General features: G+C 55.6%; 11 protein-coding genes. 10 read left to right on the top strand and 1 reads right to left on the bottom strand.

The window, feature by feature from the left end; all coding sequences use genetic code 11:
• Positions 1-25: 25 nt before the first annotated feature.
• Positions 26-1,342 (bottom strand): right-handed parallel beta-helix repeat-containing protein, encoded by a 1,317-nt coding sequence (locus tag SCD_RS14775; RefSeq protein ID WP_009207254.1) that lies wholly within the window; start codon positions 1,340-1,342, stop codon positions 26-28.
• Positions 1,343-1,916: 574 nt separating this feature from the next.
• Here SCD_RS14775 and SCD_RS14770 point away from each other — a divergent pair.
• The 10 genes from SCD_RS14770 to SCD_RS14725 all read left to right on the top strand — a co-directional run bounded on the left by SCD_RS14770 (position 1,917) and on the right by SCD_RS14725 (position 15,470).
• Positions 1,917-2,735 (top strand): ABC transporter permease, encoded by an 819-nt coding sequence (locus SCD_RS14770; RefSeq protein ID WP_009207255.1) that lies wholly within the window; start codon positions 1,917-1,919, stop codon positions 2,733-2,735.
• Between the two features lie 2 nt (positions 2,736-2,737).
• Positions 2,738-3,985 carry an ABC transporter ATP-binding protein gene (locus tag SCD_RS14765; RefSeq protein ID WP_009207256.1) on the top strand — a complete coding sequence of 416 codons (1,248 nt, stop codon included), beginning with the start codon at positions 2,738-2,740 and terminating at the stop codon, positions 3,983-3,985.
• Positions 3,986-4,089: 104 nt separating this feature from the next.
• On the top strand, positions 4,090-5,355 hold the full coding sequence (locus SCD_RS15945) for a glycosyltransferase (RefSeq protein WP_009207257.1): 1,266 nt from the start codon (positions 4,090-4,092) through the stop codon (positions 5,353-5,355).
• 24 nt (positions 5,356-5,379) lie between these two features.
• Complete coding sequence (locus tag SCD_RS14755; protein ID WP_009207258.1) at positions 5,380-7,389, top strand: CRTAC1 family protein; 2,010 nt, start codon at positions 5,380-5,382, stop codon at positions 7,387-7,389.
• A gap of 27 nt (positions 7,390-7,416) precedes the next feature.
• Positions 7,417-8,337 carry a terpene cyclase/mutase family protein gene (locus SCD_RS14750; protein WP_161626947.1) on the top strand — a complete coding sequence of 307 codons (921 nt, stop codon included), beginning with the start codon at positions 7,417-7,419 and terminating at the stop codon, positions 8,335-8,337.
• Positions 8,330-9,460, top strand: a complete 1,131-nt coding sequence (gene wecB, locus SCD_RS14745; RefSeq protein ID WP_009207260.1) for a non-hydrolyzing UDP-N-acetylglucosamine 2-epimerase — start codon at positions 8,330-8,332, stop codon at positions 9,458-9,460. The genes SCD_RS14750 and wecB overlap by 8 nt, the downstream gene beginning before the upstream one ends.
• The gene (locus SCD_RS15940; RefSeq protein ID WP_009207261.1) at positions 9,457-10,455 is read left to right on the top strand and encodes a glycosyltransferase family 2 protein; all 999 of its coding nucleotides are present in this window, start codon (positions 9,457-9,459) and stop codon (positions 10,453-10,455) included. The genes wecB and SCD_RS15940 overlap by 4 nt, the downstream gene beginning before the upstream one ends.
• Positions 10,456-10,482: 27 nt before the next feature.
• Positions 10,483-11,391 carry a sulfotransferase family protein gene (locus SCD_RS14735; protein WP_051338821.1) on the top strand — a complete coding sequence of 303 codons (909 nt, stop codon included), beginning with the start codon at positions 10,483-10,485 and terminating at the stop codon, positions 11,389-11,391.
• Between the two features lie 30 nt (positions 11,392-11,421).
• Complete coding sequence (locus SCD_RS14730; protein ID WP_009207263.1) at positions 11,422-12,372, top strand: glycosyltransferase; 951 nt, start codon at positions 11,422-11,424, stop codon at positions 12,370-12,372.
• Positions 12,369-15,470 carry a sulfatase-like hydrolase/transferase gene (locus SCD_RS14725; RefSeq protein ID WP_009207264.1) on the top strand — a complete coding sequence of 1,034 codons (3,102 nt, stop codon included), beginning with the start codon at positions 12,369-12,371 and terminating at the stop codon, positions 15,468-15,470. The genes SCD_RS14730 and SCD_RS14725 overlap by 4 nt, the downstream gene beginning before the upstream one ends.
• Positions 15,471-15,515: the final 45 nt, after the last annotated feature.

Here is a 15,515-nt window from a genome sequence, read left to right as displayed (position 1 = left end):
TCATCTGGATAAGAAAGGCGCATTTTCACGGTTTCCTGTTTTTGCTGAGTGGCCAACCAGGGTTGCGACCTTCACCTGCGTAGGCGCCGGCGAAAGAGTTTTTCCGACTCTCACCGTTGAAACCAAGATCCCAACCTTCATAGCTATGCAGTGTGTGGGTCTCCATTGGTAAGTTCTTCAGTCTGCCCGGTCGCGGATACAGGTCCAGCTTTTCCAGAGGGGCAAATGGCGCATTGAGGTATCTTCCCGCTACTTCATAACGATTGGTCAGGTTCGCCGATAATGCCCTCTCGGGAACAGATAGCGGCGGCTTGCCAAACACCGCATTGCCCGCCACGAACTGACTATATTCAGGGTCGCCTTCACGTTTCAAAAGTACAATGCCATTTATAAATGCAACAATTGTATTGTAGAACACGCTGATGGTTCGTGGCGTGTCGTTGTGAGGTTGAATCCGGATCGCGTCGCCCGCGTGATTCACGAACAGGTTGTTGTACAAGGCGATATTCCCCTCGCCCTGGAAGAGAGACTCACCAGGGTTCTGGTAGAAAAAGTTGCCATGGACGAGATAGATATCATTGCTGCCTGGGCCCACCAGCGGAAAGTGTCCTACCAGCACGTTCGGCCTGGCCATAGGGCCATTCGATGCGCCCTGTTCCTTGCTGAACACATTGTCGCGAATAGTGGTTACGCTGCGCTCCTGCGGCATCCCCGGCAATTCCGGGCGCTGGTTCTGGTGTTTGATCTGCAGGTTGTAACCGATCGTATCCAGAATCACGTTGTGCTCGATCAGGCCGCCAATAAAAGGGGCGTTGCCATCAGAGTTGCCCAAATAAATGCCGGTGCCGGCGCCCACAATCCGGTTTTCCCGAATCACCCAGCCCCATGCCGGGCATTTGGTGGAGATGCCCACGGTCTGCTGGTTGTTGCCATGGCCACGGATATCCAGATTTGCAAGGGTAATATGGTGCGCCCACTGCGCATGGCCTTCGCATTTCACGCCATCCACAGGCAGGCCCGCACCATCGAGTGTCAGGTTCCGCACAGTCACATGGCTGGAGTTCACAATGCTGACGGTGTTGCGCCCGGTGTGCGCCAGGAGGAGGGCTGGCAGCGTGCCGTCAGGACCGGTGACCACGATGGGCGCGTGCACGGTCCCGTTCAGATTGTGAATTGGAAGCCCACGTTCATAAATGCCCGGAGATAGAGTCAATTGATCGCCTGGTGCGAGTTCGCGAAGCAAGGCCACATAAGTATCTGGCGTTGCGGTGTATGCTGTGCTTCCTGCCGCCATGTTCGCCAAGAGTATTGTGCCTATCAAAGCAACCAGAGGTTTGATCATCGCTTATTCTGTCCGAATCATTATGGGTGGAAGCTTACATTGGCTTTGTTAAGGTGTGTTTGCTTAAATTATAGGGTTGGCAGATTACTGTTCTTTGGTCTTTCCGGCGGTTGGGTGGGTTTGCACCAACGTGGTGAATACGTACATCATGACTGGAGCATTCTCAAGGTTGACCCGAAGTGGTTTCGCCAGGTGTTAAACTAGTATGACCATTGCCGAAATGGGGCGACAAGAAAGTGCTGATGCCTTGCTGGACGGAACCTGCATCCGTGATTACGCTCACGTCACCGGTTCATTTTAAGGTGTTGATAGGAGGAGCTGACTTGTTGGTGGCAAGATAAAATAACTGCAACGTGGTTTTCAAAACGCTACAATCGTAAAGCTATCCGATTAGAATAAAAAATAAATTTAAGCGGTAAGATTTGCCTTGATTAACCTACCTGCTTCTGACGATAACAAAGACATTGTGGGGATACCGCCGCTGGTGTTGATATTCTGACCCGGCTAGCGAAATTCTGCCGCCAGTTTGAATGGTGTGTTAATTGCATTGCGGCACTAAGGAAGTGGCATATAGATGATTGCAGTATTAAAAAGCTTATACGATTACCGTGAGTTGATGGCTGTGCTCGCCTGGAAAAATGTCACTCTACGCTATAAACAGGCTTATCTGGGCATCGCTTGGGCTGTGGTGAAGCCGCTTACGCTCATGCTTATTTTTACACTGGTCAAGAGCTTCGTCGGTATCGACAGCGGCAGCATTCCTTATCCCCTTTTGACCTTTGCGGCGCTCATGCCCTGGGTGTTCTTTCAAGAAGCTGCATCGGAGGGAGTAAACAGCGTCGTCGGCAATGCTAACCTGATCAAGAAGATCTATTTTCCCCGCGAGATATTTCCCCTCACCGCAGTCATCACCAAACTGGTGGAGCTCGGCATCAGTTTTCTCATCCTGGCTGGGCTCATGGTTTGGTATCATTTTGTACCGGGCGTTTACATCTTCTGGGTGCCCTTCATAATCCTCTACACCATCCTGGCAGCACTGAGCATCGCCTTCGTCGGCGGAGCCGTCAATGTTTACTACCGTGATGTGGGGACGGCACTGCCCGTGCTGCTTTCTCTGTTGATGTATGCTTCTCCGGTGATCTACCCCTTGCAGCTGGTGAAAGATAAGCTGCTGGTTCACCACGCTGCCGGTGAGTGGTCCAACCTGCTTTATACCCTGTATACCCTCAATCCTATGGCCGGCATCATCGACGCATTTCAGAGTGTGGTGCTGAGAAACGAACCGCCTGACCTGGGAGCCATGGTGCCCGGTATGATCCTGGTCGCGATCCTTCTCCCCCTGAGCTACGCCTTCTTCAAACGGGCGGAATCCTATTTCGCGGACGTCATTTGACCATGCCTATTATCGAAGTCGATCATGTCACCAAAGAATTCAAACTCGGCCAACTGCAGAGCCTGAAAACCACCGCGCTCAACCAGTTGCGACGTCTTACTGGCGAGCCGATTGAAAAGCGTGCCCCGTTCAAAGCCCTGGATGACGTCACTTTTTCCATCGAGCCTGGCGAGGTCGTTGGCATCATAGGTCACAATGGCGCCGGCAAGAGCACGATTCTCAAGCTGCTGGCCAACATTTCAAAGCCCTCCAGCGGCAGCATCCAGGTTAAGGGCAAGGTAGCGCCGCTTATCGAAGTCGGCGCGGGACTGGTGCCCGAACTCACTGGCCGTGAGAACATTTATCTCAATGGTTCGATCCTCGGCATGAAGCGCGCCGAGATCAACAACAAACTCGACGATATTGTGGCCTTCGCTGAACTGGAAGAGTTCATTGATACCCCGATCAAGAGATATAGCTCTGGAATGCAGGTTAGGTTGGGGTTCGGTATTGCCACTAGCGTTGATTCCGATATTCTCATAGTGGATGAAGTACTTGCGGTAGGGGACCTTGCATTTCAGCGTAAGAGCTTCGGTCGAATGACAGAATTAATTAAGGACCGCAACCGGACCGTGCTGATCGTAAGCCACAATATTAGACAAATCGAGCGCATATGTACTCGCGCAATTCTTCTTGATCATGGAAAGCTCGCACGGGATGGGGTCGTTGGCGACGTCTGCGATGCATTTTTCCGCGGGAGCAATGATAAGATTGCTGAGGATGCCGCGAAAATCAGTCGCGCACGAGTGCGTGCATCAGGCGAGGCGGAGTTTCTGTCCATCGCCGTGATAAAAGATTCGGGTCAGCCTGTCACTGAGGTGGCGTCAGGTGATCCCTTAAGAATTCGAGTCAAATTTCGGCTTGATGTGCCATTAGAAAAGCCAGAATTAATCCTGGGTACGCACACGACAGACTTCTTTTATCTGACCGGATCTTCAACTGCGGTTTTTGATTCGCGACCCGATTTCGAGGCGGGTGTACACGAAGTTGAGGTGGTTTTTCAGCACTACCCTCTTACGGCCGGTATTTATTGTTTGCGGTTTGCAATATTTGATAAGGATCGGCGTGCCATCTTTGTCGGGGACAACCTTGGAACATTTAAAGTGAAACCGGGCCATGATGAGGTAAGAGAAGAAGGGTTGCGCATGCTTGATATACCTGCAACATGGGCGCTTCAGGGCCATACTTTTCAGAGCCGCCATGACAACTGAGCGTGTTTCAGGTATCCCGTTGATGAAAATGATGCCGCAAGTGCGCGCATCACAATCAGTACGAAGCTTAGGTCGCCTCATCATCACGAGAACTTAACCTGAAGATGCGCATCCTCTATGCCAGCGAACGCCCGCCTTACCCTTACTTTCTCGGAGGGGCTGCGCGGTGCGCGCATCAATTGCTGATGACTATGGCGAACGAGCTTGGAGTCGAGTGCGCTGCCGTGGGCTCCAGCGATTATGCGATATCGCCCTGGGCCGATCCACAGCCTGGGGAGTATCAGGCGTTGGGGATACAGGGTGTTTGGCCAAACGAAAAAAGACGGGCTTTATCCGTCTCCGCACCGCTGCGCTCCTCTCCCCGGCCTGTTTGCGATGAGTTGGAAGCGCGCGCGCGGCCTGATGAGTGGGGAGGTATTATCGACTGTGGCTATCCGGTGCAGGTCTTTCCGAATTTCCTCGTTGCACTCGCCGATTTTATCGACGACTTCAAGCCGGATGTTATTTGGTCCCAGCTAGAGGGCGCCCGAGAGGTTCTTGATCTCGCTAAGGCCAAAGGTATCCAGGGCGTGCTTTACGTGCACGATGCTGAGTTCGACCCTGACGAGTTGCGTGCAACTGCGGAGTTGGGCTGCCATGTCGTGTGCAGTAGTGGCTTTTTGGCCGAGAAGGTCCGCAGGGTGCTAAGCAGAGGGGTTCATGTGGTCTATCCCGCCGCCGAGCTGTATTTCGATTCGGCAGGCGATCCGGACGGCTACGTGACCATGATCAATCCGCATCGGGTGAAAGGGGTAGACACATTTTTCGAGATCGCCAGGCGCCTGCCGGCGGAAAAATTCTTGCTCCTGGAGTCATGGAAGTTGAATGATGCTGCTCTAGCGAGCTTGCAGTCGCAGTTAAACCAAGTGCCTAACGTGCTGTTTGTGCGTCGTGTTTCCGATATGCGTTCGATTTACCGCCAGACTAAACTGCTAGTCATTCCATCGATTTGGGAAGAGGGGTTCGGCTTAGTGGCCATCGAGGCGCAGTCGTGCTGCATCCCGGTGATTGCCAGTGCGCGGGGAGGGTTGCCTGAATCGGTGGGTGATGGGGGCATCCTGATCCAGAATTCTCTGAATGCTGATGCGTGGGTCGAGGCCATCGGAGAGGTGCTGGGCGATGCGTTTGCTTACAGCGAATGGTCCCGTCGAGCCCTGCGCCACGCTGGCGCGGAAGACTTTGCTCCCCTTCAGCTCGCCCGGCGGTTTCTTGAGGTCTGCTCTGCCCCTGTGCTCATTATAGCGTGGCATGTCCGTGTTCTTAATGCCGCGCGCGATCGTCTGCAGAAACTCCCTGTGTTGGGCAGACTCTTCTGTCGGGACTTCCGGTAAACTCCATTCAACAAGGGACAAGATATGCATTCCATTAGAACACTGGCCGGCCTAAAGCTACGACCCGTTGCCATGGCAATGCTTGTGGTTGCCACATGGGCAGCAATACTGAGCCTGCCGACTGGATGTTCCAGCCCGGATAAGCCAGTAAAGGTGTTTGAGGATGTGACGCTGTCTTCCGGACTTGGGGGATATGTCGGTATGACCTATGGCGTCGCTTGGGGAGATTTTGATGGCGACGGCCTGCCGGACCTCTATGTGACTAACCACCTCAACGAAGCGAAGTTGTTCCGGAATATGGGCAAGGGACGCTTCGTCGATGTGACCCGGGATTTTTTCGTATCGGGGGATGTGGGAGGCGACAAGCATGGCGCTGCGTGGGCCGATTTCGACAACGATGGCCGACTCGACCTGGTGCAATTGACTGGCGCGAAGGAGGGGGTTGGCTCGGAATTGAAGCGCCTCTTTCTGAATCGGGGCACGAAATTTGAAGAAGTGGCAGAGTCAGCAGGTGTTTCCAATCCTTATGGCCGCACACGTATGCCCTTGTGGGTCGATCTCAACCATGACGGCCGGTTGGACCTGTTCCAGGGGGCAGAGATCCGCTTCGATGATCGTCTGCCACCGTTCGCCTTCCTGCAGCAAGATGGCCGCTTTGTTGAAGCGCCGGAGGCATTGAAGTTTGCGTCCAAATCTGTGCCATTTTGTATCGTCACCGAGCTCAACAATAACGCGCACCCCGAACTGGTATGCAGGGTTGCGGGCAAGGGTATAAACCGGACTGCACAGGTGTTCGATACTTCCAAGCTGCCCGCTCGGGAACTCGATCTGCTTCCGGTCACGGCGTTCGAGGATATCGTCGCCGGCGACTTCGACAACGATGGCGCCATCGACCTTTTCCTGGCGCGCAAAAATCCCTCTGGGCCGGTTGCCTTTGGCCGGCCAGGCAGCAACGAGATTATTACGGATATATTGATCAATGAGGCAGATGTCGGCAAGACGGTGGGTTTCAGTTTCCGTTCTGCGGGCAGGGTCAGTTTTCGCGTTGCATCTGTCCACCCCGCTGGGGCGTTGACGGCAGAACGTATCCACATCGGCCAGCAAGGCTGGCATCCGGATGGGCTTAATTTTCCCCTGTCGCCGGAAACGGCGAAGGTGGTTGGCACAGCGTCCTACCAACCCGGTGTGCAGGCGGGGCTTTATGTAGGGCTGACGTCACCGGACAAATGGCAGGTGTTCGTCTCCGGTGCTCGGGATATAGTGCCGGGTGGCAAGGCCAAGTTCCACCAGGTCGCAGTAAAGGTTATTTCGACAGAGCCCATAACGGACCTTGCGGCGACTGGCGAATCCTCCAAGGCCGAGGAGGCGCCACAACGCCTGTTTATGAACCGGGGTGGGAAGCTGATTGAAGAGGGCGACAAGCGGGGCATCAACAAAAAGACAATTGCGGCGGTGAATGTGGTGGCCGGAGACTTCAACAACGATATGCTCCTGGATCTGTTCGTACTGGCCTCGGGCGACGTCGGCAAGCAAGAAAACCTGCTGTTGCTTAATCGGGGCGATGGCTACTTCGATACGGTGCTAATGGCGGGCGGGGCGGCCGGTCCTCGCTCAGGCGTGGGTGACAGCGTGACGGCAGTGGACTTCGATGGTGATGGATTTCTCGATCTTCTGGTGACCACAGGCGGGAGTATGGGCCGCAGCCTCGGTCTGCCGTCCGAGGGTGGGGCCTATTATCTTTACCGTAATGTCGGAAACGCTAACCACTGGCTCGAAATCGATCTGGAGGGAACGGCGTCAAATCGTGACGGGATTGGCGCCAGAGTGAATGTCACAGCAGGTGGAGTCACCCAGGTGAGGATACAGGACGGAGGCATCCATCACCGCGGGCAGAATCACAGCCGACTGCATTTTGGCCTGGGCAAGAACACGCAGGTGGAGAAAGTCAGCATTCAATGGCCGAGTGGAACGGTCCAGGAGTTGAGCGGTGTGGGCGCTGATCAACGTATGCGGATCAAAGAACCTGCCAAGTGATTTAACGATATGGCGAGGATGTCCGAAATGTTTTTCTGGCGAAAGCAGAAACCGAGTTATGAAAAGGCCATGGACTGGTTCAAACAGCACATGGTGCCCGACCAAGGCATCATTGTGCATACCAAGACGCCCGTGCCGTATCCGGAAGTAACCGGCTATTTCATCCCGACGTTATACAACTGGGGTGAGCAGGAACTAGCGAGAACTTGCACCCGCTGGCTGCTTTCCATACAGTTGCCGAATGGCGCATTCCCCGCCCCGGACGGCGTGCCCTATACCTTCGATACCGGGCAGATCATGCGCGGGTTGTGCGCAGCATTGAACGATATGAATGATATCGAAGCCCCGTTGCGCAATGCGTGCGACTGGGTGGTGGCGCAGATTGATACGGAAGGCCGCCTGACCACGCCTTCGACCGAACTTTGGACCGGCATTGCGAACGATCTCATTCATACCTATGTGCTGCCTCCGCTCGCTCAGGCGGGCAAGCTGCTGGGCGTCAAAGAATATGAAGATGCAGCCAATTTCGTTCTGTCCTACTACAAGAAACAGGAGGCACTGGTTCCCTTCAATCGGTTGTCGCATTTCCATGCTTACACCATGGAGGCGCTGTGTGAACTCGGGGAACTCGAACTGGCGAGCCGCGGCATGGCGGACGTGGAACGATGCCAGCGGGATGACGGCAGCATTCCCGCCTATCCGGACGTGGATTGGGTTTGCTCGACCGGCATGGCGCAGTACGCCATCGTCTGGTACACGCTGGGAAAGAAGCAACCAGCCGATCTGGCCATGCGCTACCTTGAGAAAATACAGAACAAATCGGGCGGGTTCTACGGTAGCTACGGCAAGGGCGCGAAATATATTGCAGGTGCGGAAATCAGTTGGGCGGTGAAGTACTTTCTTGATGCGCACCTCCTGAAAATGCAAGGGGAAGGCAAACATGCTTAAGGTTCTTACTGTTTTCGGCACCCGTCCAGAAGCTATCAAAATGGCGCCGGTCATCTCTGAACTGGAAAAGTATCCAGCGCTGATCGAGAATAAAAACTGCCTCACCGGCCAGCACAAGGACATGGTGGCGCCGCTGATTGATCTCTTCAACATTCGGGTCGATTATGATCTGAACCTGATGCGCGAAAATCAGACCTTGGAACACATCACCATCAGCGTGTTGCGGGAAGTCAGCCGGATACTGCGCGAGGAACATTTTGATCTGCTGCTGGTACAGGGCGATACGACCACATCGATGGCCGCGGCCCTGGCGGCCTTTTATTGCGGCGTCAAGATCGGCCACATCGAGGCCGGTCTCAGAACCTTCGACAAATTTCAACCCTACCCCGAAGAATCCAACAGAAAAATCATCGATGCGGTGGCGGATCTGTTCTTTGCTCATAGTGACAAAGCGAAACAACATTTGCTCAACGAGGGCATTCCCGAGGGACGCATTGCGGTGACGGGTAACACGGTAATCGATGCCTTGCTCGACGTTTCCAGTCGTCCTTACAGCTTTGCGGGAACACCGCTGGAAACGCTACCCTTTAGTACGAAACGCATCATTCTGGTCACCGCTCACCGGCGAGAGAGTTTCGGTGGACCATTCGAATCGATCTGTCGCGGTCTCAAGGAGTTGGCCCTTAAATACAAAGACCAGATCGTGCTGGTCTACCCGGTGCACCGCAATCCGAATGTACGCCAAGTCGTGAACAGTGTTCTTTCCGGGATCGAGAATGTGTTACTAATCGACCCGCTGGATTATCTGCCCCTGGTCCACCTGATGAAGAAGTCCTACATGGTGCTCACGGATTCAGGCGGGCTTCAGGAAGAAGCACCCAGCCTGGGCAAACCGGTACTGGTGCTGCGCAGGGTGACCGAGCGACAGGAAGGCGTGGAGGCGGGCACGTTGAAGCTGGTCGGGATGGACGCGGCGACCATCGTCGCGGAAGCTTCACAACTCCTCGACGATGAAGGTGCATACCAGGCCAAGGCGTCGAAAGTGAATCCTTACGGGGATGGCACGGCACGGATCAAGATCGTGCAGCGGATTCTGCAAGACCCGGGCATGCGTGACACATGATCGATAGCACTACTGACAACCCTCTCGTCAGCATTGTGTTGCCCACCTACAAGCGGGCTCATGTGCTACCGAGCGCGATTCAAAGCGTATTGAATCAGACTTATACGAATCTGGAACTGATCATTGTCGACGACAACTCACCTGATGACACACGTGCGGTGGTGGCTACGTTCAACGACCCGCGCATCCGCTATGTGCGCAACGAACCGAATCTCAAACTGCCACGCGCACTGAACCGGGGGTTCTCGCTCGCACGCGGTGAGTATCTGACCTGGACCTCCGACGACAATCTGTACGACAAGAATGCTATTCAGCGTATGGTCGAGGTATTGCAGGGCGGTGACTGCGATTTCATCTATGCGGATTACTATCTTTTTGCCGACCTGGATCCGGACGGTAGGCCGCTGGATATCCACCACGACAAGCTCCCGAACAAAGTGCAGCTGGAAAAAGGCAATCATATTGGCGCCTGTTTTATGTACACCCGTGAGGTCTATGCAGCGGTGGGGGATTATGACCCGGAACTGTTCCTGGTGGAGGACTACGATTATTTCATGCGCATCGCAAAGCGCTTTCGGCTGTGCCACATCCCCGAGCCTCTCTATTATTTCAGGCGTGACGACGATACGTTGTATTGCTCGCGCTTCTGCGAAGTCAAGGCTTCCGATGTGCTGGTACGTTACAAGAATGGTTTGCTCAGCGAGACGGACGTCCTGGAAGCCGTCGTGGCACTGCTCCTGCGAAACACCGTTGACCTGAAGAATCCTTTTCTCCGCTGGGGCCATCTCGCGGTCGGCAAGCTCTCGTTTCGGCTCGCCACGCTGCACCGGAAGATGCTTGCCGAGTACCTGCGGCGGCGCCTGAGGAGCCGCGTATGGGCGATTCTGGAAGACTATCGATTGAATCGTATCGCCTTTAGTGCCGCCAAGGATGTGCTGTGCAGCTTAATGAAGGAGCTGGGAACGATTGTCTACACTCAGCCGAAAAGCAAGTAGGGGATACCGCATATGCGTCAATATTTAATGTCAGCGCTCCGAGGTCCCGCGCAGGCGCGCGCTGCCCATCGACAGGCGCTGCTGAGGCATCCGGGCATCGCTTCAGGTATTGAGCAGTTGCTCAGCGCCTGCCCAGATAGCGACATAAACGATGACGAAGAGCCGGTCTTTCTCTTGTCCGCCGGTTGGCGTTCCGGATCAACTCTGTTGCAGCGGCTCATCATGTCGGATTCGCAGGTGCTCATCTGGGGCGAGCCTTACGACGAATGCGGCATGATTCAGGCGCTCGCGGAAAGCATGAAGGCATTTCGGCCCGATTGGCCACCCGCCGAGTATTACTACGACGGCACGCCTCCCGCCGACCTATCTGGCAACTGGGTTGCCAACCTGTTCCCCTCTCTGGAGGATTTACGCAAAGGACACCGCGCCTTCTTTGACACGCTGTTTTCCGAGCCGGCAAAGCGAGGGGGGGCTGCGCGCTGGGGTATCAAGGAAGTTCGGCTGGGCAGTGAGCACGCGCTCTATCTGCGCTGGCTCTACCCCAAGGCCAAAATTCTCTTTTTGTATCGCAACCCGCTGGATGCTTACCGTTCCTATGCGCGATATGGCCGTAGCTGGTACGACATTTTTCCGAACAGGCCGATGTTCACGCCTACCGCCTTCGGTACGCACTGGCGTCAGTTGATGGAGGGCTATTTGAGAGATGCCAGGAAACTGGATGCGCTGTTGGTGCGCTACGAGGATCTCATCGGGAACCGTCCGCCTCTTGAAGAGATTGAATCGTATCTGGGCATCCGCATTGACCGTTCGGTGCTAGGCGCCAAAGTGGGCAGTTCGGAGCGGGGCGGCGAGAAAGCCCGGGTGAGCCGACTGGAGAAATGGCTGCTCAAGCGGGCCGTGTCGCCGATGGCGAAGGAGCTGGGATATGAATGGTAGCCTACGTTATTTGCCAACGCCACGTGCCCGATGCCGCTGTCCGATCAGGGCTGGCTGACAGCCATGGACGTCAGTATTATCGTTTGCACTTACAATCGCGCCGAATCGCTGCGTGACACCCTGAGCGCGCTGCATGCTCAAAAGACCAGTCCGTCACGTGAGCTGGAAGTTGTTGTCGTCGATAACAACTCGAAAGATCAGACGCGCGCAGTCGTGGAGGAGATGCAGCGTGTGTGGCCCCAGTTGCGTTATGAGTTCCAGGGCGAACAGGGGCTGTCCCACGCGCGCAACCACGGCATTGCCGTAGCGCACGGAAACACACTGCTTTTTACTGATGATGACGTGCTGCCGGAGCCCGATTGGGTGGAAGTGACCCTGGCCGGGTTGGAGAAATACCGCGCCGATTCCTGTGGTGGCTATATTGCTCCCATCTGGGAAGTGCCGCCCCCCAGCTGGCTGACCGAGCGCTTTTATGGCTTTCTCGCTATACGCACCGATCGCAGCGATGATTATGTCATTACCTCGCCTTCTCAGGCGCCGTTCGGTGCCAACATGGCTTTCCGCCGCGAGGTATTCCAGAAGGTGGGCGGTTTCGACACCAGTCGTGGTCGCAAGGGCAAGGTGCTTGCCAGCGGAGAGGATGGCGAACTTTTCGAGCGCATCCTGTCGGCGGGTCTCAAGGCTGTATTTCTCGGTCAGTCTCGTGTGCACCACAAGGTGGAAAGTTTCCGTCTGACCAAGCGTTACTTCCGCCGCTGGCGGTTTCAATCCAGCCGCAACATTGCACAAAACAAGAAGATGGTGGGTGAACGCCGACTGTTGAATATTCCTCTGTATGTCTTTCCCCAGTTTTTGCGAGCTGTGGCGCGCATGTTGTGGGGGCACGTGTCCCAGCCCCGGGACGAAGCATTCAACCGGGAAATGGTAGTGTGCCATTTCCTCGGCCTGATGCAAGGCCTATACCGCTCGCGTTTATCTTGACCCCGCTGCTCACTATTCTGATCTGCACCCACAACCGAGCTGACCTGCTGGAACGGGTACTGGTTTCGCTGAACGCGGCGCAGCGCCCCGTCATGCCGGTGCAGATTATTGTGGCAGCCAATGCCTGTACCGACGATACGCTGGCGCGGATGCGGATTTATCAGTCGCAACAGGCCAGCAAGGGTTGGCTGCCGCTACGCCTGATTAACGTTCCCACACCGGGAAAGTCCCATGCGCTCAATCGGGCCATCCCCGAGATCGACACTGAGCTTACTGCCTTTGTCGATGATGACCACCGAGTCGATGAAAATTATCTGCTTGCGATAGAGCAGGCGGCGCAAACCTGGCCCGATGCGGGTTTGTACTGCGGACGCATTCTGCCCGACTGGAACGGCATGGAACCCGCTTGGGTGCATGATGAAGGTCCATACCGGATTTATCCGCTGCCGGTACCCCGCTATGACCAAGGGAAAGAACCCAGGACCATCACCCCGGAGGAAGGCCCCATTCCTGGTGGTGGTAACCTCGTCGTGCGCCGTCACGTATTTGAACTGGTCGGGCAGTTTTCAACTGAACTGGGGCCACACGGTCACGATCTGGGTGGCGGCGAGGATAGCGAATATGTGCTACGCGCCCTGACTCGCGGTGCACGTTGTCAGTACATGCCGGCCATTGTGCAACATCATTATGTCGATGCCGAACGGCTCAAACTTGGTTATCTGCTGAAGAAAGGTTATCAGCGCACCCGCTCCACTTCACGTATTCACGGCAATGGCCGGATACCTCTCTACATGTGGCGCAAGCTAGTTGAATATGGGTTGCAAAGTGTATTCAGCCTGTCTTGGGCAAAGAGCCGCTTTTACTGGGTTCGAGTTGCTGCTGCCTTGGGTGAAATTCAGGGCCGTCACGAGTCCGGCCACCGTGGCAAGGGACTAGACCTGCCGCCAGATCACGACATGTCTGGGGCCAAGGCATTAGGGATGCTGATAGCGGTGTGTGGCCTGGTGGCGTTGTTCGCAAGCGGTGAGGGCTGCTGGGCCGGTTTGTTCCCCGCTCTCGGGGTCGCTGTGGCTGGAACGGCCGTCCTGCTGGCTAAATCATTGTTGGACTTTTCCCAGACCGGGCCGCGTATTCGTGCGGAAATCCTAACCTATTACCGGCGTTATACGCTGTTTGCACTGGCGCGTCTCAGCCTGTGGGCGTTTTCGCTGATGCTGTTCATAGGTGGAGGCGGGGTGCTGATTTACTATTCGCTGAACGTAAGCCTGGGTTGGGTTTGGTCCTCGTGGTTGGCCGTACTGGCCGCCTTCCTGGGCCTGCTCGGTGCAAGTGGGCTCCAATTCATCCGTAAGCTGCGCTTCAATCCGGGGTTGCTGGTCGCCTCCATGCACTACCGCATGAGCCGTTTCTACTGGTTGTGGCGCTGGATGACGCCGGGCCGCATTTATTTCATGCAGTTTATATTGGCTGCAGCCGCTTTGCTGTTGATGATCGCCGCTTCATGGCAATTGGCCAGGCAGAACCAGACAGGCGATCTGATCGCGCTGTGGGCAGCTGTACTGTTCTTTGCAGGCGCAATCGCCTGGGCAGCATGGCTGCCCGAGGCGCGTCCTCCGGCACGCCGTTCACCCGAACGCGCTACCGATGTACCACCAAATATCCTGATGATCGGGTCGGATACGTTGCGCGCTGACCGGTTGAGTTCGTTGGGCTACCGACGTGCACTCACTCCCCACATTGACCAGCTTGCCGAGCAGGGAGTTCTGTTTGCCAACTGTTATGTGCCCTGCGCTCGTACTGCACCCAGTCTGGTTTCTCTGCTCACTGGCACCTGGCCACATACCCATGGCATCCGCGACAATTTTGTGACCGACGCGGAAACCCGGCTCAAGGTTGCCGCTTTGCCACAACTGCTGAAACCATTAGGCTATCGCACCGCCGCTCTGTCCGACTGGTGCGGTGGCGACATGGGAAAACTCTCATTCGGCTTCGATTACACTGACCTGCCGGAAGACCAGTGGAACCTGAAATACCTGATACGGCAGGGGCCAAAGGATTTGCGCCTGTTTGTATCGTTGTTCACCCATAACCGGCTGGGGCGGTTGCTGTTGCCTGAAATATATTACCTTGGCGGCGTGCCCCTTACCCAACAAATGGGACGGCGTGCCCGACGGCTGGTGTCGCGCCTGGCCGCCAGCCCGGAACCATTCTTCCTTAACGTGTTTTACTCCACCACCCACCCGCCATTCGCTTCTGAATGGCCGTGGTACACGCGTTTTGCCGACCCAGCCTACGCGGGCGAATCCAAGTTTGCCATGGCGCGGTTGACCGATCCCTTTGAGATCATCCGCCGCCAGGGAGCACCCAAAGAGGAGTTCGACCTTGATCAAATCATTGATTTGTACGATGGCTGCGTGGCCGAGTTCGATGATGAAGTGGGCAAGATGCTGCGCCACCTCGACGCCTGCGGGCTTGCGGACAATACCATTGTCGTTGTCTATTCCGACCATGGCATGGAATTCTTCGAGCATGACACCTGGGGCCAGGGCAATTCCGCCGTAGGTGATTTCAGCCCGCGTATTCCGCTGTTGATCCGCGACCCGCGCAAACCTGCTCGCGGCAAGGTTGAACAGGTTGTGCGCAGTATCGATCTCGCCCCCACCCTGCTGGAATTGGTGGGGGCCAGCCCCGCCACCAGTATGGATGGCGTGTCACTTGTTCAGTGTTTTTCTGCGCATGGCAACTGCCCAAGTCTCGACGCCTTCAACGAAACCGGTGTGTGGATTGCCGAAATCCCAGGTATGCCGGAACATCACCTGCGCTACCCTGATTTGCTGGAATTGATGGAAGTGCCGGACAGAAGCAGCGGCACCATGGCGATCAAGCCGGAATATACGCTGCGGATCATGGGTGCAAAAGATCGCATGATCCGTAGCGGCCGCTGGAAGCTGGTGTATCAACCGCTGGAATCGGGTTATCAACTGCGCCTGTTCGATTTGGACATCGACCCGGAATGTCAGGTTAACGTGCTGGATCGATATCCGGAGACGGCTGGCTACCTGCGACAAGCCTTATTGTCATGGATAGCCGAAGATTGATTATGAAAGGTTGCGACAGGCAGTTGCACCATGCTCAAAATTGCG

Origin of the sequence: Sulfuricella denitrificans skB26 (assembly GCF_000297055.2) — a bacterium.
GTDB lineage: Bacteria > Pseudomonadota > Gammaproteobacteria > Burkholderiales > Sulfuricellaceae > Sulfuricella > Sulfuricella denitrificans.
Note: the sequence above shows the minus strand (reverse complement) of the source record. Positions and strands in the feature narration are given on the sequence as shown.